Genomic DNA, 17713 nt, shown 5'->3' on the forward strand with positions numbered 1-17713 from the left:
TCCGTTTATACGGGCGAATAAGCAATCAGTTTGTATTGCTTTTCATCAATCCTGGGAAGCGATATTCCATAAGTACCATCATGAAGGGTAAAGGTAACGCCTAAGATTTTTTCCTCAGCAGGAATATGGGAATTATCTACAAGAAGTATTTCAACGGCAGCGTTTGGCAGAGGCTCTCCTGTTGGGCTGTATACGGTTCCCGTGATTAATAGAAACGGTGTACTTGATAACGTAAAATCTGTTGTTACGATTCCGGAGCAAATGATCTGACAGCCTGTTAAAGTTATTTTTGACGGCATTTTCCCACTCCTTTGTTATAAAATGATGTTTCATTGCAAGAAAGGCGCCTCAAAGGTTCCTTTCCAAATCCCATACATGCCAGATATTCTAATATTAGCTTGAATTCGTTCTTATTTGGTGAGCGTGATGTTGGATTTTTAACCTTTGAGGCGCTCTTTTTAAAAGTTAGTGGGCATAGAACTTAAATATCAGCTGTACCCCGGCTCTGCAGGTAATGCCATAAATCGCATTTGCATCAGTAAATGTTTCCCGGTTTGGAACAGCAGTGGTAGGGTTTGTACTTTCCCATACCGCCACAGCACCGCTTCGTAAGATCGTATTGCTGAATAATGCAGAACCTCTTACTAAAAGTAATCCCCAGCTTGTTGTGGAAAGATTAGCAGGAACCAGTACTCCTGAAATTGCAGAAGCAGCTGAGATTGTTTTTGCTATAGGTTTGTAATTAGCCATAAGGTTGCCCCCTTTTAACAAGTTGTAGAAATACGTATTTCTTATATATAGTATGTCCTCAGATACAGGAAGTGACTGTCAGGGGGACAGGGGAGGAGGAGGGGATCAGTATTTAGATACAATTCCTTGCTTTTGCACCTAATTTAATAGTTTTATACAACTAATGTGACGATTTTTCCCGATAAGGGCTTTTATTTCAATAAAACTATTGTTTTTTATTTAGAATCGGTTATATTACTTTATATGTTATAAATTATTTTTGTAACAATACAAAGGAGGATTTATGAATTTAAAAGGAATTCGGCAGAAAATTATTTTAAACACATTGATTGTTACCATAATTATTTCTGTGGTCACAACCATTGTATTGTCAGTATCCGCCATGTCTTTGACTAATGCCACATTGATGGAAACTCTTATGCCTTTTGCAAAAACTGCCTCAAAAAGCATTGAAAGCAGTCTGCATATCATGGCAGACCGAATATTTATGATTGGGGAAAATCATGAACTGTCATCAGAGGAAGCGACCCTTGAGGAAAAGCACCAGGTTCTTGACAGGGCTGCATCTGGCATAGAATTTGTCTGGCTGGCCCTTTACACCCAGGATGGAAGGCTATACACGGGCAAAGGAAACAGTCCTGCCGATATCTCGGGCGGTGATCTGTATCAAATGATGGAGGAAACCCAAAATCTTGTGATCGGGGATACTTCTGTGGGAGAAAATGGGCTTGAAGTATGGGTGGGAATGCCCATAACCACAGAAAAGAATAACACCTATTATCTGGTGGGAAGCTATAAATATGATATGCTTGACGACGTGATCAGCAGTATACATATCGGCTACAGCGGCCACGCTTTTGTTATGAACGGTAACGGGCAGGTGGTAGCTTATCCTGATACGGATTTTATCAGGAGCGGAGAGAATGTCTATTCTTTTTATAAGGATAATGAAAAGTTTCTGGAAGTATTTGATGCAATGAAATCAGGGAGGGTCGGATCAGCTTCCGTGTCCTTAGACGGGAAGGACACTCTTGTGGTTTATGCGCCTGTACGAGGGGCTAACTGGTATTTAGCCATCATAACTCCCAAATCAGACTTTACGAATATAGTAAACAATGCCGTTATGATCAATATAGGCATCACCATAACCCTTACCCTTCTTGCAATCTTGTTTATTGCCCGTTTTGCAGGAAAAATCTCAAAGTCCCTTGGAAGCGTAACAGAGCGGATACAGAAGCTGGCTAAAGGAGATTTGACAAGTCCTGTGGAAGTGATGATGACAAACGATGAGGCCCAGACCCTTTCCAATTCTCTGAAAGATACCATTGAACAGGTGAGCGGATACATATCCCAGCTTCGAAATGCCCTGGAACATCTTTCTGCCGGAAATCTGGATGTCAGCGTAAACGATCAGTTTGCAGGAGATTTTGTAGTCATGAAGGACTCCATTCATAATATTACAGATTTCTTAAACCAGCTGATCAATGACCTTCAGCATTCGGCGGAAGCCTTAAACCATGCGGCCCAGGATGTATCTCAAAGTGCCCGCTTTATGAATGAGTCTTCCGGCCACCAGTCCATGTCCATTGACAGGCTTGTGGAGGAGACTGATTCCATATCCAAGGACATTGTGGTTGTGGATGAGCATGCAAGAACTGCCCGTGAACTCATGGAGCAGTCCATGGAAAAGCTGTCAATGGGTGATGAACATATGGAAAATACCCTTCAGGCAATGAAGAATATCAGCAACAATGCGGTTGAAATAACAAAAATCACAAAGTTCCTTGAAGAAATAGCCTTCCAGACAAACCTACTTGCCCTTAATGCAAGCGTTGAAGCTGCCCATGCAGGCGAAGCAGGAAAAGGCTTTGCCGTAGTGGCAAATGAAATCCGTGACCTTGCTGAAAAAAGCGCGGAATCCTCAAAGCGCACGGCTGAAATGATCATACATTCCCAGAAAGCCATTGAAGAGGGGTCCAGGTATGCCGATCTAACCGCTCATTTCTTAAATGAACTGACGGATATATCCAAACAGACCTATGAAATAACAGAAGACCTGGCAAGGCTTGTGGGAAATGAGAAGCTGAGCCTTGAAAATGCGTCTCTTGACATATCCCGGATATCCCAGCTGGCACGTCAAAATCTTGAATCAAGCAGTGCAGTGGCTTCTCTAAGCGGGGATCTGGCACAGCAGGCCCAAAGCCTTGAAGAAATGTCAGGACGCTTCCGTCTTCGTTCCGATTCCGAAGGGAGGGATGGAGAGTGAATCAAAGAAAACGCTTTTTAATGATCTTCCTGGTCCTTATGCTTGTATTTTCCCTAAGCGGCTGTAAAAAGCAGGAGAGCAGACTGGTGGATGGCTTTTACACGGTAGAAATGTCGGATTACAACAATGGCTGGAAGGAATTTGTTACCATCCGCGTCAGCGGCAATAAGATTGTTACGGTCGAGTATAATGCCAAAAATTCAAGCGGATTCATCAAATCCTGGGATATCCCCTATATGCGCAATATGCTTGATAAAAAAGGGACATACCCCAACCGCTATACACGTACCTATGCAGCTAATTTCCTGGCGGCCCAAAGCGGCAAGGGAATTGATGCCGTAAGCGGAGCCTCTGTTTCGGGCGGCAATTTCCAGAAAATGGCCTCCCTTCTCATGGAAAAGGCAGGAAAGGGAGATGATTCTCTGGGTATCGTTGAATCAGACAAATAAATTTGCGGATCAAGGTTCCGCAAATGTCTTCCGGTTTTATTCCCGAAGAACAAAAAGACCGCTGCCCCATAGATGATATTCACCTATGGGCAGCGGTCCTTTTGTTATATGCGTTATTCAAGCTTCGGAAAAGAAATAACCGCGATTCCGGCTTTTATTTTTAGGTTGAGCCGGCAAAGAAGCCTTTCAGGGCAACTCTGCCGACTTAGGAAAAACATATATGTAAGCGCTCTGACCACTTTCTTTTGCCTTTATGTTTATAATATTATCATACAGGATAATTGTGAAGGAAATTTGACCGAGTTCTAAAGAAAGTATGAAAGAAATAAAGAAATTCTGACAAAAATTGGAAAAGTATCCAAGCCGATGCTGCTTATAATATTCATAACAGAGTAATTCCTGTGAAGGAAGCTTCATGGAGCAGGAAAGCAGGCGGAGGTACGGATATGCTTCTGGAAAAAAATCTAATCGAATATTGTTCCCCCACGCTGGCTTCCATTAAGACGGCAAACCTATTCAGCCATCCCTTTTCATCGGAAATGGAGCTGGAAAGCCAGCTATCAGCCTTGAACAGCCAGCTGAAAGGGAAGGGAATATCCCTGCTGTGTTTATGCAGGCGCGGGAACAAAGCTCTTATCTATGTCTACCGGAAAGCCCATTTGCAGGCTGATTTAAGCCGGCCGGAAGTGGGGAATTTTCTACAGGCCTACGGCTATGAGCATCTGGAGGTGGAGGCTGCCCTTAAAAGGCTGAAGGAGAGGCTGAACCAGGAAGGAGAATTTCCCCATGAAATCGGGGTTTTTCTCGGTTATCCACTGGGAGATGTGGTGGGATTTATCCAAAACGGAGGAAAGAATTTTAAATGCACCGGGTGTTGGAAGGTTTATTCCAATGAATGCGAGGCCGTTAAACTATTTGCCAGGTATCAGAAATGCAGGACAGTGTATGTGCACCTGTGGCAGAATGGAAGGACCATCCGGCAGCTTACCGTTGCTTCTTCCGGAAAATAAAGAGAAAAGAAAATCGGGCAAGAGGCTAATCAATGAATGGTTAGTCCCTTACCCGATTTTGTTATGACCTATCCGGGAATCGAACCCGGGTTTCCGCCGTGAGAGGGCGGCGTCTTGACCGCTTGACCAATAGGCCGTTTTATGCATGTCATCTCTGACAGCTTCATTATAATACCATAGGATTTTTCGTTTGTCTACACTTTTTTTAATAAAATAAAAAATTTGTCAAAATCGGATTTTATATGCTATACTTTTCTAAACCCAGAGAAAGCAGGGAGGAAGAGATATGGAGCTCAAAAAGCGGGAAGTGAAGTACGATTACTTAAGGACCCTTGCGGTCTTTGCCATCATCATGGTTCATGCGGTTCCTTCAGAGACGCTGAATTACAGGCAGTGGCTGTTTTCTGCAGCTCTTTTGCCGGTGCTTCTGGCATTTGTAGGGATTTATTTTATGTTAAGCGGCTTATTCCTTTTAAAATCCGGAACAGAGGATATTCCGGGATTTTACCGGAGCCGGTTTCAGACCATTGTTATCCCCTTTGTATGCTACAGCGGGATTTATTACTGGTATTATAACATTCATCTGGCAGTGGAACCTCTTGGGTGGCAGGCCCATCTGGCGGCTTTTGGTAAAGGGCTTTTGACGGGAACCATTCCCATGACTCCCCATCTGTGGTTCATGTATGTGATCATGGCACTGTATCTTTGTGCGCCCTTTTTAGCCCGTATGATGAAGGCAATGAGCGACAGGGATTTAAAGCTTTTTCTGATAATTACGTTGATTGTCCAGGGGATCTGCACCTATCTTCCGGCTTTGGGCCTGGACGTGGGAGAGGGCCTTCAATATATGGTATTTAAGGGCTGGCTCATCTATTTTGTCCTGGGATATGCATTAAAGCGCCTGTACGGCAGCAGCAGCTATCTTCCCTTTGCTATTCTCGGCATTGCCGGCTTTTGCATTACAATGGTTCAAAAATGTGTCACCCCATCCTTTACGCCGGGGATCCATGACTTAGCCCCCACAATGATGGCAATGGCAGCGGCTGTTTTTCTGTTTTTCGAACATTTCGGGGATATAAAGGCGCCTGTCCCTGCAAAGGTTGTTGGCCACATAAGCCGGTACAGCTATTCCATATATCTGATCCATTATCTGGTCCTGGGGCAGGCAGCCCGAGGCCTTGTGGAAAAGACGTTCATAAGACATTATTTTGTGCCCAGGATCATTTGTGAGACCATCCTTACGTTCCTGATTTCCCTGGCAGCTGCCTGGATCATTGACGGAACCGTGGGAAGACTTTTAAAAAATACAATGGGTGCGGTTTATTATAGAAGGAAGAAAGGCAAAAGGAGAGAGTGATATGGACCGGAAGATGAGTTGTGAATATTGTATACACTATGATTATAATGAAGAATACGAATGCTATGAGTGCGAGATCAATCTGGATGAGGATGAGATGATAGGGTTTTTAAGCAATTCTTATAAAAACTGTCCACATTTTAAATTCGGGGATGAATACTTGGTTGTGAGAAAGCAGATGTAAGAATACAGGAGAAAAAGAAACCCTAAAAAGGGAGGAGCCGGTATCCCATGGAGGAATACCGGCAATTATGAAAAAAATTTTTATCTAAAAGTATGTTGGCAACATCTTTTTCTGATGCTTTCAGTATATCGGCCAAATATGAAGAAAATTTGACCAGGCTGTAAAAAGATTATGACCAGAGTGTGAACAATGGAAAGGCCGGATCCAATCAATCTCTGAAATGATAGCTTTCCAATAGCTGGTTCTTCATATGCCAAAGCTCATTTGATAAGTCAACGTGAACCTCATGAGGATTTACCAGACGGCGGGATTCATCCCAAAGGGTATCAAGTTCCTTTTTACAGTAGGACTGGATGTCCATAACGGCAGGTGTTTTATAAATGCATTTCCCGCCTTTAAATATCTGGACCAGAAGATCTCTCATGGTATAGCTGTTGGGAGCCAGGTGGGTTTTCTTCCAGGTTTCAATGGGATCGAAGAGTAGCAGGGAATGGTTTTCTTTAAAGACCTCCCCTTCCAGGCAGATCAGGTCGGCAATGATCTTACCGGTTTCTCTGCTGTAAATACGCTTAATGATCTTGTTCCCGGGGTTGGTAATCTTTTCCGCATTTTCAGAAAGCTTGATCTTTGGGATAAACTGACCGGTCTTTTTATCCAAAATCGCTGCCAGCTTGTAAACGCCGCCAAAGGAAGGGCTGTCCTTGGAGGTGATCAAATTGGTTCCAACACCCCAGGAGTTAATCGTAGCTCCCTGGATCTTTAAGCTGTTGATCAAAGTCTCGTCAAGGTCATTGGAGGCGGAGATCACTGCGTTTGTAAATCCGGCTTCATCAAGCATCTTCTTGGCCTTTTTGGAAAGGTATGCCAAGTCTCCGCTGTCTAAACGGATTCCATAAGTAGTAAGCTTAATTCCGGCCTCCCGCATTTCCTTAAATACCTTGATGGCATTGGGCACACCGGATTTTAACGTATCATAGGTGTCCACCAGAAGAATGCATGCAGTGGGATAAAGCTTTGCATAGTTGCGGAATGCGGTCAGTTCATCGGGGAAGCTCATGATCCAGCTGTGGGCATGGGTTCCTCTTACCGGAACTTTAAACATTTTTCCTGCCAGCACATTGGAGGTGCCGATGCAGCCTGCGATCATGGCAGCCCTGGCGCCGTAAATACCGGCATCCGGTCCCTGGGCGCGGCGCAGTCCGAATTCCATAACCCCGTCTCCGGCGGCAGCGAATACGACACGGGCTGCTTTTGTGGCGATCAGGCTCTGGTGGTTGATGATGGTAAGCAAAGCGGTTTCGATGAGCTGGGCCTCCATAATGGGGGCAATGACTTTTACTAAGGGTTCGCGAGGGAATACGACCGTGCCCTCAGGAATGGCATAGATGTCGCCGGAAAATTTAAAATGGTGCAGGTATTCCAGAAAATCTTCTTCGAACAAGCCGGTGGATCTTAAATAATCCACATCCTCTTTGCTGAAATGGAGTTCATTCACGTATTCGATGACCTGTTCCAAGCCTGCGCAGATCGCGTACCCGTTACCTCCCGGATTACTGCGGTAGAAGACATCGAATATAACGGTCTCGTTGGCATCCTTCTCTTTAAAATACCCCTGCATCATGGTCAATTCATAAAGGTCTGTTAATAAAGTTAAATTGCGCTGGCTCATAGCTGTTCTCCTTCTTTTTTCCATTTACTAAACCTTTTCGCACATTATACCATAAGTTTACAAAAAAACAATGGAATTGACAAAAAATTAACAATGTAATTTGTGGCATGAATATCAAATAAATATTCATAAATGATTGAATAATCTAAATAAAAGAATACAATTTGAATATTAATAATTAATTTGTTGTTTTTGTTAAAAAAGTCTTGCAAAATATAAAGAGATAGTATATAATAAAGCCATGAACAAAAGAAAATAATTTCAAATCCGATTTTTCAATTTGTTTCGGAGAATGACGAAGAAAAGGAGGGTGGTTCCGCCGAAAACATAAGTTTCGCCTGATTGAGCAAAAGGCTTGTTCAGGCAAAAGGCAAAACCGTTAAACCTTAGCAGAGAACCGTGGCTGAAGCCGAAATGAAAATCTACCAATCTCTTATATGCCTATAGTTCGTTATAACTGCAGAGAAATATTCATCCCATGGGTAATTTTAATTCGTCCCCATTGAATTTTTATTTGGTAGCTGGATAACAATATAGAAGAATGAAAATAGCGATGCAGAGAATTTTGATTGTAGATGGTTTTAAGCGAAAGGTACGGGAAAAAATTCATATAGAGCATTCAGAGAACGCAATGCAAAAAACAAAACGTGAGAGGTATTTAGGAACCAATGGATGAAAGCATGTAGAACGGGTATCGAATTTCATGAAAGTGAATCGGTACCCGTTCTCCTTTGTATGATTTCGTCTCAGGCGGAAAATCAAAATAGCCTTGACATTTCTTTTTTTAATCCCTATAATTAGAAAATACAGTAATATTAGTATAACCACATCATAATAGGAAGAAAAACTTTGATGGAGACAGTAGAACCATGGGAAATCCAAAGAGAGCCGGGGAGGGTGGAAGCCTGGCGAAAGTAGCGTGGGTTCGAATATCACTCCGGAGTTTCCGGCTGAAAGCATTGGCGGTAGGTCAGGACGTATTTTCTGCGTTAAAGGAAAGCATATGCTGGTATGCGGTAATAGGTGGTACAACGGAGATATAGTGAGGCTTTCGTCCTGATTACGGGATGAGAGCTTTTTTTATATATGGAGAAATGGAGGTCGCAAAAGATGTACAAGAAAGTTCCTACAGACTTGAATTTTGTAGCGCGAGAAAAAGAGGTAGAAAAGTTCTGGGAAGACCATGAGATTTTTGAGAAGAGCATGGAAAACCGTAAGGAAGGGGAGACATATACCTTCTATGACGGTCCTCCCACTGCCAATGGGAAACCTCACATCGGTCACGTATTGACCAGAGTTATCAAGGATATGATTCCAAGATACCGGACCATGAAAGGGTACGACGTTCCCCGTAAGGCCGGCTGGGATACCCACGGACTTCCGGTTGAGCTGGAAGTGGAAAAGATGCTGGGCCTTGACGGTAAGGAACAGATTGAGGAATACGGCCTGGAGCCATTTATCAAGTATTGCAAGGAAAGCGTTTGGAAATATAAGGGCATGTGGGAGGATTTCTCCAAGACCGTAGGCTTTTGGGCCGATATGGATGACCCTTATGTAACGTATGAGAATAATTTTATTGAATCTGAATGGTGGGCGTTAAAGCAGATCTGGGAAAAGGGCCTTTTGTACAAAGGCTTTAAGATCGTTCCCTACTGTCCGCGGTGCGGAACTCCCTTATCAAGCCATGAGGTAGCCCAGGGATATAAGGATGTAAAGGAGCGCTCCGCCATTGCCCGTTTTAAGGTAAAGGGAGAAGATGCCTATATTCTGGCATGGACCACAACCCCGTGGACCCTTCCTTCCAACGTAGGCTTATGCGTGAATCCTAATGAGACCTATGTAAAGGTCCAGACAGGAACCTATACCTATTATATGGCTGAGGCCCTGTGTGAAAAAGTCCTGGAAGAGGAGTACACGGTATTAGAACGGTACACGGGAAAAGATCTGGAATATAAGGAATATGAGCCGTTATTTGACTTTGTAAAACCAAATAAAAAAGCATTTTATGTAACCTGTGATACTTATGTCACCCTGACAGACGGTACCGGTGTGGTTCATATCGCTCCGGCCTTTGGTGAGGATGACTCCAAGGTGGGCAGAAAATACGATCTTCCCTTTGTGCAGCTGGTCAATGCGGCCGGCGAGATGACAGAGGAGACCAAATGGGCAGGCACCTTCTGTAAGAAAGCGGATCCAATGATATTAAAGGACTTAGAAGAGAGAGGACTTTTATTCTCCGCGCCTGTATTCGAGCACAGTTATCCCCACTGCTGGAGATGCGATACCCCGCTCATCTATTATGCAAGAGAATCCTGGTTCATCAAGATGACGGATGTAAAGGAAGACTTAATCCGCAATAACAATACCATCAACTGGATTCCGGAAAACATCGGAAAAGGACGTTTCGGCGACTGGCTGGAAAATGTTCAGGATTGGGGAATCAGCAGAAACCGTTATTGGGGTACTCCTCTTAATGTTTGGGAATGTGAGTGCGGACATCAGCATTCCATCGGAAGCATTGAGGAATTAAAGGCAATGTCCCTTAATTGTCCTGAGGACATTGAGCTTCACCGCCCATACATCGACGAAGTGACCATCACCTGTCCAAAGTGCAAAAAACAGATGAAGAGAGTGCCGGAAGTAATCGACTGCTGGTTTGACTCCGGTTCCATGCCCTTTGCACAGCATCACTATCCGTTTGAAAACAAAGATTTGTTTGAGAAACAGTTCCCGGCTGACTTTATTTCCGAGGCCGTGGATCAGACAAGAGGCTGGTTCTACTCACTCCTTGCCATCTCCACTCTGATTTTCAACAAGGCACCATATAAAAATGTAATCGTTCTGGGACATGTCCAGGATGAGAACGGCCAAAAGATGAGTAAATCCAAGGGAAATGCGGTAGACCCCTTTGATGCTCTGGAAACCTATGGGGCAGATGCCATCCGCTGGTACTTCTATGTGAACAGCGCTCCATGGCTGCCTAACCGTTTCCATGGGAAAGCAGTTATGGAAGGACAGCGCAAATTTATGGGTACTCTTTGGAATACCTATGCATTCTTTGTGCTTTATGCGAATATTGATGAATTTGACCCCACAAAATACAGTTTGGAATACGATAAGCTTCCTGTTATGGATAAATGGCTTCTCTCCAAGCTGAACACTTTGGTGGGGGATGTAGATGCTTTCCTTTCCGGCTATCAGATTCCGGAAGCGGCAAGAGCGCTTCAGGATTTTGTTGACGATATGAGCAACTGGTATGTACGCCGAAGCAGAGAACGCTTTTGGGCAAAGGGAATGGAGCAGGATAAGATCAATGCTTATATGACTCTTTACACAGCTCTTGTTACCGTAAGCAAGGCAGCGGCTCCCCTGATCCCGTTTATGACCGAAGAGATTTATCAGAACATGGTCTGCAGCGTGGATAAGACTGCACCGGAGAGCATCCATTTGTGTGATTATCCTGTGGCCAATAAAGCCTATATCGATAAGCAGCTGGAAACTGACATGGATGAAGTATTAAAAATCGTAGTCATGGGCCGGTCTGCCAGAAATACAGCCAATTTAAAGAACCGCCAGCCTATTGGCCAGATGTTCGTAAAAGCACCTCATGTACTCCCTGTATTTTATCAGGAAATCATTGAGGAGGAGCTGAACGTAAAAAAGGTAGTATTTACTGATGATGTAAGGGATTTCACATCCTACAGCTTTAAACCCCAGTTAAAAACTGTTGGGCCAAAATACGGCAAGCAGCTGGGAGCCATCAAAAAGGCCCTTTTAGAGGTCAATGGCAATGAGGCTATGGACACCTTAAATGAAACAGGCGCCCTCACCTTTACATTTGACGGAACAGAGGTTGTGCTCACCAAGGAAGACCTTCTCATTGACACTGCTCAGACAGAGGGCTACGTATCCGAGGGTGATAATACCATCACGGTTGTCCTGGACACTAATTTAACGCCGGAGCTTTTGGCGGAGGGATTTGTGCGCGAGCTGATCAGCAAGATCCAGACCATGCGTAAGGAAGCCGGATTTGAGGTGACGGATCACATCCTGGTATACAGCAAAGGCAATGAAAAAATTGCCGGTATATTAAAGAACCATGAAGAAGAAGTAAAAAGCGAGGTACTCGCGGAAAACATCAGTCTTGAAACACTGGCTGGTTATGTAAAAGAATGGAACATTAACGGTGAAAATGTAACTCTTGGTGTGGAGAAGTTTCAGTAAACGGTTAGGAGGCCTTGTAGAATGAGTATGGGATTTGATAAGGAGATCTTTAAGAAAAGTGTTCTGTTTAATATGAAGAATGTGTTCCGTAAGACAGTTGATGAGGCTACTCCGGAGCAGATGTACCAGGCAGTTGCCTATGCGGTAAAGGATGTTATCATAGATGAATGGATCGCAACCCATAAGGAGTACGAAGAGCAGGATGTAAAAACCCTGTATTATCTTTCAATGGAATTCCTGATGGGCCGCGCCCTGGGCAATAACATCATAAGCATTATGGCTCAGCCCGAGGTAAAGGAAATTCTTGAAGAACTGGGCTTTGACTTAAACACCATCGAGGACCAGGAGCCGGACCCTGCTCTTGGAAACGGGGGGCTTGGCCGTCTTGCGGCCTGCTTCCTGGATTCCCTGGCAACTCTTGGATATCCAGCCTATGGCTGCGGCATCCGATACCGCTACGGTATGTTCAAACAGAAAATAGAAGGCGGATATCAGGTAGAAGTACCTGATGACTGGCTGAAGAACGGGTATCCATTTGAGCTTCGCCGCGCAGAATATGCCACTGAGGTTAAATTCGGCGGTTATGTAAATACCATACGGGAAAACGGCAGGGAACGCTTTGTCCAGGAGGGATACCAGTCAGTCCTGGCCGTTCCCTATGATATGCCCATTGTGGGATACGGAAACAATGTGGTCAATACCTTAAGGATCTGGGATGCCCAGGCCATTAACACCTTCAGCCTGGACTCCTTTGACAGGGGCGACTACCAGAAGGCCGTGGAACAGGAAAACCTGGCTAAAACCATCGTAGAGGTCCTTTATCCTAACGACAATCATTATGCAGGAAAGGAACTCCGCCTGAAACAGCAGTATTTCTTCATTTCCGCCAGTGTACAGAGAGCGGTCAAGAAATACATGGAAAAGCATGAAGACATACATAAGTTCTTCGAGAAGACGATTTTCCAGTTAAATGATACCCATCCCACTGTGGCAGTTCCGGAGCTTATGAGAATCCTGCTTGACGATTACAGCTTAAGCTGGGATGAAGCATGGGAGATCACCACAAAGACCTGCGCCTATACAAACCATACCATTATGTCGGAAGCCCTGGAAAAATGGCCTATTGAGCTGTTTTCCAGGCTGCTTCCAAGAATCTACCAGATCGTGGAAGAAATCAACCGGAGATTCCAGCAAAAGATCATGGAGACCTATCCCGGCAGCCAGGAAAAGCTTCGGAAAATGTCCATCGTTTATGATGGTCAGGTCCGCATGGCTAATCTGGCTATTGTGGGAGGCTTCTCAGTAAACGGTGTTGCCAGGCTCCATACAGAGATTTTAAAGAATCAGGAGCTAAAGGACTTCTACCAGATGATGCCGGAAAAATTCAATAACAAGACCAATGGCATCACCCAGAGGCGGTTCCTTCTTCATGGAAACCCTCTTTTGGCTGAATGGGTCACGAAAAAGATCGGAAACGACTGGATCACCGATCTGCCTCATATACACCGTCTGGCAATCTATGCTGAAGATCCCAGGTGTCAGCAGGAATTTATGGACATCAAATACCAGAACAAGGTGCGCCTGGCAAAATATATTAAAGAGCATAACGGCATTGATGTGGATCCCAGATCCATGTTTGATGTGCAGGTAAAACGCCTCCACGAATATAAGAGGCAGCTTATGAACATCCTGCACGTCATGTATTTGTACAATCAGCTAAAGGATAACCCAAACCTTGATATGGTTCCAAGAACCTTTTTGTTCGGCGCAAAGGCGGCGGCAGGCTATAAGCGTGCAAAGCTGACCATTAAGCTGATCAATGCGGTGGCTGATGTCATTAACAACGACAGAAGCATCGGCGGCAAGCTAAAGGTGGTCTTCATTGAAGATTATAAGGTATCCAATGCGGAAATCATCTTTGCTGCGGCAGATGTGAGCGAGCAGATATCCACGGCAAGCAAGGAGGCCTCTGGTACCGGAAATATGAAATTCATGCTAAACGGCGCTCTGACTCTTGGAACCATGGATGGAGCCAATGTGGAAATCGTAGAGGAAGTGGGAGCGGAGAATGCCTTTATCTTTGGCATGTCCTCTGATGAGGTGATCCGTTACGAGAACGAGGGCGGATACAATCCCATGGAGATTTTCAACAATAATTATGAGATCCGCAGAGTGTTGATGCAGCTGATCAACGGCTACTATTCTCCCCAGGATCCGGAGCTGTTCCGCGATATTTATAACTCCTTATTAAATACCCAGAGCAGTGATCATGCGGATACGTACTTTATTTTAAAGGATTTCCCATCCTATGCAGAGGCCCAGCGCCGAATCGATCAGGCCTACCGGAATGAAGGATGGTGGGCGAAGGCCGCTATTTTAAATGTGGCCTGCAGCGGCAAGTTTACCTCAGACCGGACCATTGAAGAATATGTAAAGGATATCTGGCACTTAGAGAAGGTAAAGGTGGAGCTGGAAGAAGTATAAGATTGCAAAAACGTCCCGGAAGTGATTCCGGGGCGTTTTTTTGCATATATTGAACAAGGGTTCCGGTCATGGAAGCAGAAAGGACGGTGATTGGGTATGATGAAAAAAATGGTTGTGGCGTGTATCCTTGCGCTGTTGTTTCCATATATAATCACTCTGGCATGGACGGGGAAGATTGAGGCGGAGAAGGAGATGCCTATCATTACCAGCGGAAAGAAGATCATTCTGGACAGGAAAAGCGGAGAATCTTATATGGATGTGGAAGAATATCTTCCTGGTGTGGTGGCAAAGCAGATGCCGGCTGACTATGGCAGGGAAGCTCTCAGAGCCCAGGCGATCATTGCCCGGACATACATCTATGGAAAAATGAACGGTCAGAATGAAGTGAAGGAATCGGAGCTTCACATGGAATATCTGGAACAACAGCAGATGGAAAAGCTGTGGGGAAGCGAATCCTTTGTAGCCAGCTATCAGGCGGTGGAAAATGCGGTTCGGTCCACTGCGAAAACAGTAATGATGTATGAGGGAAAACTGATCGATCCCTTATTTCACCGGGCCAGCACCGGGAAGACCAGGGCAGGAGATGAAAATCATCCATATCTGCAGGAAGCTGCCAGCCCCAGAGATGTGGAAGCTGAAGGCTTTCTCACCATGGTTACATATAAAAAAGAAGATTTCGCGGAAAAAATCAATCAGATCTCCGGCGACGTGCCTGTGAAGGCAGATCAGATTCCGGGAAGCATACAGATCGTTCTCAGGGATGAGGAAGGATATGTGGGGCAGATCCAGATTGGCACCAGGGTTTATACAGGAGAGGAAATCCAGCGGGTCCTGGGACTTTCGACCTCTGCCTATGGTTTTGAAGAATATGAAGGCGGAATCCGTGTGGTCTGCCAGGGAATCGGGCATGGATATGGTATGAGCCAGTATGGTGCCAGGTGCAAAGCAGAAGAAGGGTGGACGGCAGAACAAATTCTTCCCTATTTTTATAAAAATATTGTTTTAATTTCTGAATAACTCTTTCACTCTTGGTAAGAATATTATCGAGGTGATAAACGTGAAGGAAAAAATAAGTCAATTGTTCAAGGATAAAGTATTCCTTGTCCTGTTGGTTCTAGGCCTGCTGACTATAGTAGCTGCAGCAGGAGTCATTACCGTTCAAAGAGGAAATGGTGGAGGAGAAAGCCCTTATCTGCAAGTACCGGATCAGAGCAATATGATTGTTGAAGAATCAGTCCCCCAGGAAACACAAGTGGCAGTTGCAGGAGACTCCAATGCAACAGAGGAAGAGGAAATGCAGGTAGCTGATTCCAATAAAGCTACTGCAGAACAGGAAACACAAGCACCGGCAGTAAAAGCCGGAACAGGCAAAAATGCGGCAAAGTCTCTGGTACTTAATTTTGGTGATGCTACCAGAATGACCTGGCCAATCCGCGGAAATGTGATTTTAGACTACAGCATGGATAACACGATTTATTTTCCAACTCTGGATCAGTATAAATGCAATCCAGGGCTTGTGATCCAGGGAGATGTAAGTACTCCGGTTGTAGCACCTGCCAATGCAAAGGTGCAGGAAGTCGGCTCCAATGAAGAAATTGGAAGCTACGTTGTCTTAAATTTAGGCAACAATTATACTGCCATCTGCGGCCAGTTAAAAGAATTGCAGGTAGTGGAAAATGAGTATATCAAAGAAGGGCAGGTTTTAGGCTATGTCCAGGAGCCTACCAAATATTATTCCGTGGAAGGCGCCAACGTATACTTTGAATTAACTCATAATGATAAGACCATTGATCCGTTGGATCATATGCAGTAATTCAGAAATAGGAAATCTCAGAAAAAAAGTTATAAAAAAATAATAAATTGTTCATATGTGATTAAGAGTCATCTGCTATACTATAACCGATCAGTCAAATACCCCACAGCAAACTGTGGAGTATTTGACCCTGTAGGCAGCCGCTAAAGTCAGATTCATTTGACCTTGGTTTGGTGTCTGCAAAGAATCAACGGGGAGTGTGGCTATGAACATACTGTTTTTTTTAACACCTAAGAATGAGGTGGCTTATATTTTTGAGGATGAAACACTGCGTCAGGCGCTTGAGAAGATGGAGTATCACAAATACTCCGCAGTGCCCGTTATAAACAGACGGGGTAAATATGTAGGGACAATCACCGAAGGGGATATGCTTTGGGGAATCAAGAACAAATTCAATCTTAGCTTAAAAGAAGCGGAACAGGTAACGGTAGCTGCCCTTGACAGAAGGTCCGATAACCGTCCGGTATACGCGGATTCCAATATGGAAGACCTGATTGATAAGGCATTAAACCAAAATTTTGTACCGGTTGTGGATGATCAGAAGAATTTTATCGGAATCATCACCCGCAAAGATGTCATCCGTTATTTTTATAACAAATCCTTGGAGGTGCAGCAGCCGACAGCCAACTGCCGGGCTGCAATCATTCAATAAACTAAAAAAAGCATTTTCCGCCATATTATTGGCAGGAAGTGCTTTTTTATTAAAAAAGGCTTACTGATACCAGAGACTGGCAGGACGCCTGGTTTGCGGATATGAAAGGCCAGGGCACAAAACCGGTTTTAGACAGGCGGGAAAAATGGTATTTGGAAAAGCCTATGTGGGCGGCCATTTTTTCTAAGGTTAAGTTCTCCCCGTAATGGGTGTCAATGTAGGACAAAAGGCCTGTGAACTTCTGGTAATACTCATAATGTTTTTCCTGAGAGGTTTGTGAATTGGCGGAGAGGGCATGATAGTACTCTCCGCCGATTGCCGTCAGGATGTTGATTAAAATCGCATAAATAGAATATTCCCAAAAGATGGCGCTTGGAAAATAGATGTCGTTGATCTCCATGAAACCGGAATAAATCCGTTCATAAATCCGGTTATGGTTTTGCTTGTTCATAAGACAAGGCTCTAACAGGACCACATCTAAAAAGGCAGAATCGTAGAAACTGGACAGTGGCTCCATATTGAACATATAAATGAAGCGGGAACCGCTGGCAGCTGGAAGGGTCTCATGGATGGAAAAGCGGGGGCTAAAGAGAATGTCGCCCGGTTGTAAGGTGAAGGACTTTTTGTTGATGATAACGGTATATTCATGTTCCACGGGTATGAGAATTTCCAATGCGCTGTGCTGGTGAGGCGCGTAGCCTTCCGTTTGAATGTTATGCCAGATACGGATATTGGAATTAAGGGAATATTCTACGTTTTCTAACAGACCCTCCACTTTTCTGCCCTGGAAGGAGCGGTCGTCGGGTCGTTGGTAGTATACAGATTTGGCCATATGGGGATCCTCCTTCCATTATG

Annotated in this window: 15 protein-coding genes and 1 tRNA gene; 11 read left to right on the forward strand and 5 right to left on the reverse strand. The window is 44.4% G+C overall.

What is annotated here, in order from left to right; all coding sequences use genetic code 11:
* Nucleotides 1–5 precede the first annotated feature (5 nt).
* Both ABFV83_RS02555 and ABFV83_RS02560 read right to left on the reverse strand, forming a co-directional pair.
* The gene (locus tag ABFV83_RS02555) at nt 6–299 is read right to left on the reverse strand and encodes a hypothetical protein (RefSeq protein ID WP_349947385.1); all 294 of its coding nucleotides are present in this window, start codon (nt 297–299) and stop codon (nt 6–8) included.
* Between the two features lie 166 nt (nt 300–465).
* Nucleotides 466–750: a hypothetical protein gene (locus tag ABFV83_RS02560; RefSeq protein ID WP_349947386.1), complete on the reverse strand. Its 285-nt coding sequence runs from the start codon at nt 748–750 to the stop codon at nt 466–468.
* A gap of 283 nt (nt 751–1033) precedes the next feature.
* On the opposite strand from ABFV83_RS02560, the gene ABFV83_RS02565 reads away from it, so the two are divergent.
* The 3 genes from ABFV83_RS02565 to ABFV83_RS02575 all read left to right on the forward strand — a co-directional run bounded on the left by ABFV83_RS02565 (nt 1034) and on the right by ABFV83_RS02575 (nt 4475).
* The gene (locus ABFV83_RS02565; RefSeq protein WP_349947387.1) at nt 1034–3016 is read left to right on the forward strand and encodes a methyl-accepting chemotaxis protein; all 1983 of its coding nucleotides are present in this window, start codon (nt 1034–1036) and stop codon (nt 3014–3016) included.
* Nucleotides 3013–3465 (forward strand): FMN-binding protein, encoded by a 453-nt coding sequence (locus ABFV83_RS02570; protein WP_349947388.1) that lies wholly within the window; start codon nt 3013–3015, stop codon nt 3463–3465. Before ABFV83_RS02565 ends, ABFV83_RS02570 begins: the two co-directional genes overlap by 4 nt.
* A 446-nt stretch (nt 3466–3911) precedes the next feature.
* Nucleotides 3912–4475 (forward strand): DUF3793 family protein, encoded by a 564-nt coding sequence (locus ABFV83_RS02575; RefSeq protein ID WP_349947389.1) that lies wholly within the window; start codon nt 3912–3914, stop codon nt 4473–4475.
* A gap of 64 nt (nt 4476–4539) precedes the next feature.
* Here the strand turns inward: ABFV83_RS02575 and ABFV83_RS02580 are convergent.
* Nucleotides 4540–4611: transfer RNA gene (locus tag ABFV83_RS02580), tRNA-Glu, on the reverse strand.
* Between the two features lie 150 nt (nt 4612–4761).
* On the opposite strand from ABFV83_RS02580, the gene ABFV83_RS02585 reads away from it, so the two are divergent.
* The gene (locus ABFV83_RS02585; RefSeq protein ID WP_349947390.1) at nt 4762–5832 is read left to right on the forward strand and encodes an acyltransferase; all 1071 of its coding nucleotides are present in this window, start codon (nt 4762–4764) and stop codon (nt 5830–5832) included.
* A gap of 1 nt (nt 5833) precedes the next feature.
* The gene (locus tag ABFV83_RS02590; RefSeq protein WP_349947391.1) at nt 5834–6016 is read left to right on the forward strand and encodes a DUF6472 family protein; all 183 of its coding nucleotides are present in this window, start codon (nt 5834–5836) and stop codon (nt 6014–6016) included.
* 208 nt (nt 6017–6224) lie between these two features.
* On the opposite strand, the gene ABFV83_RS02595 is transcribed toward ABFV83_RS02590, so the two are convergent.
* Nucleotides 6225–7685 (reverse strand): nicotinate phosphoribosyltransferase, encoded by a 1461-nt coding sequence (locus ABFV83_RS02595; RefSeq protein WP_349947392.1) that lies wholly within the window; start codon nt 7683–7685, stop codon nt 6225–6227.
* A gap of 869 nt (nt 7686–8554) precedes the next feature.
* Here ABFV83_RS02595 and ABFV83_RS02600 point away from each other — a divergent pair.
* The 6 genes from ABFV83_RS02600 (at nt 8555) to ABFV83_RS02625 (ending at nt 16858) form a co-directional block, all read left to right on the forward strand.
* Entirely contained in the window at nt 8555–8728 is a 174-nt protein-coding gene (locus ABFV83_RS02600) for a hypothetical protein (protein ID WP_349947393.1), read from the forward strand.
* Between the two features lie 67 nt (nt 8729–8795).
* Nucleotides 8796–11909: an isoleucine--tRNA ligase gene (gene ileS, locus ABFV83_RS02605; RefSeq protein WP_349947394.1), complete on the forward strand. Its 3114-nt coding sequence runs from the start codon at nt 8796–8798 to the stop codon at nt 11907–11909.
* Nucleotides 11910–11930: 21 nt separating this feature from the next.
* Nucleotides 11931–14393 (forward strand): glycogen/starch/alpha-glucan phosphorylase, encoded by a 2463-nt coding sequence (locus ABFV83_RS02610; protein WP_349947395.1) that lies wholly within the window; start codon nt 11931–11933, stop codon nt 14391–14393.
* A gap of 96 nt (nt 14394–14489) precedes the next feature.
* Nucleotides 14490–15410: a SpoIID/LytB domain-containing protein gene (locus tag ABFV83_RS02615; RefSeq protein WP_349947396.1), complete on the forward strand. Its 921-nt coding sequence runs from the start codon at nt 14490–14492 to the stop codon at nt 15408–15410.
* A 40-nt stretch (nt 15411–15450) separates the two neighbouring features.
* Nucleotides 15451–16206, forward strand: coding sequence for a M23 family metallopeptidase (locus ABFV83_RS02620; RefSeq protein WP_349947397.1), 756 nt, complete (start codon nt 15451–15453; stop codon nt 16204–16206).
* A gap of 205 nt (nt 16207–16411) precedes the next feature.
* Nucleotides 16412–16858 (forward strand): CBS domain-containing protein, encoded by a 447-nt coding sequence (locus tag ABFV83_RS02625; protein WP_349947398.1) that lies wholly within the window; start codon nt 16412–16414, stop codon nt 16856–16858.
* A 49-nt stretch (nt 16859–16907) separates the two neighbouring features.
* Here ABFV83_RS02625 and ABFV83_RS02630 read toward each other — a convergent pair whose 3' ends face one another.
* A complete protein-coding gene (locus ABFV83_RS02630) occupies nt 16908–17690 on the reverse strand; it encodes a hypothetical protein (RefSeq protein WP_349947399.1) in 783 nt (260 codons plus the stop codon).
* Nucleotides 17691–17713: the final 23 nt, after the last annotated feature.

Origin of the sequence: Lacrimispora sp. BS-2 (genome assembly GCF_040207125.1) — a bacterium.
Lineage (GTDB): Bacteria > Bacillota > Clostridia > Lachnospirales > Lachnospiraceae > Lacrimispora.

Coding starts and splice junctions, on each gene's coding strand:
- ABFV83_RS02555 (WP_349947385.1), bottom strand. CDS start 299: ATGCCGTCAAAAATAACTTTAACAGGCTGTCAGATCATTTGCTCCGGA.
- ABFV83_RS02560 (WP_349947386.1), bottom strand. CDS start 750: ATGGCTAATTACAAACCTATAGCAAAAACAATCTCAGCTGCTTCTGCA.
- ABFV83_RS02565 (WP_349947387.1), top strand. CDS start 1,034: ATGAATTTAAAAGGAATTCGGCAGAAAATTATTTTAAACACATTGATT.
- ABFV83_RS02575 (WP_349947389.1), top strand. CDS start 3,912: ATGCTTCTGGAAAAAAATCTAATCGAATATTGTTCCCCCACGCTGGCT.
- ABFV83_RS02585 (WP_349947390.1), top strand. CDS start 4,762: ATGGAGCTCAAAAAGCGGGAAGTGAAGTACGATTACTTAAGGACCCTT.
- ABFV83_RS02590 (WP_349947391.1), top strand. CDS start 5,834: ATGGACCGGAAGATGAGTTGTGAATATTGTATACACTATGATTATAAT.
- ABFV83_RS02595 (WP_349947392.1), bottom strand. CDS start 7,685: ATGAGCCAGCGCAATTTAACTTTATTAACAGACCTTTATGAATTGACC.
- ABFV83_RS02600 (WP_349947393.1), top strand. CDS start 8,555: ATGGGAAATCCAAAGAGAGCCGGGGAGGGTGGAAGCCTGGCGAAAGTA.
- ileS (WP_349947394.1), top strand. CDS start 8,796: ATGTACAAGAAAGTTCCTACAGACTTGAATTTTGTAGCGCGAGAAAAA.
- ABFV83_RS02610 (WP_349947395.1), top strand. CDS start 11,931: ATGAGTATGGGATTTGATAAGGAGATCTTTAAGAAAAGTGTTCTGTTT.
- ABFV83_RS02615 (WP_349947396.1), top strand. CDS start 14,490: ATGATGAAAAAAATGGTTGTGGCGTGTATCCTTGCGCTGTTGTTTCCA.
- ABFV83_RS02625 (WP_349947398.1), top strand. CDS start 16,412: ATGAACATACTGTTTTTTTTAACACCTAAGAATGAGGTGGCTTATATT.
- ABFV83_RS02630 (WP_349947399.1), bottom strand. CDS start 17,690: ATGGCCAAATCTGTATACTACCAACGACCCGACGACCGCTCCTTCCAG.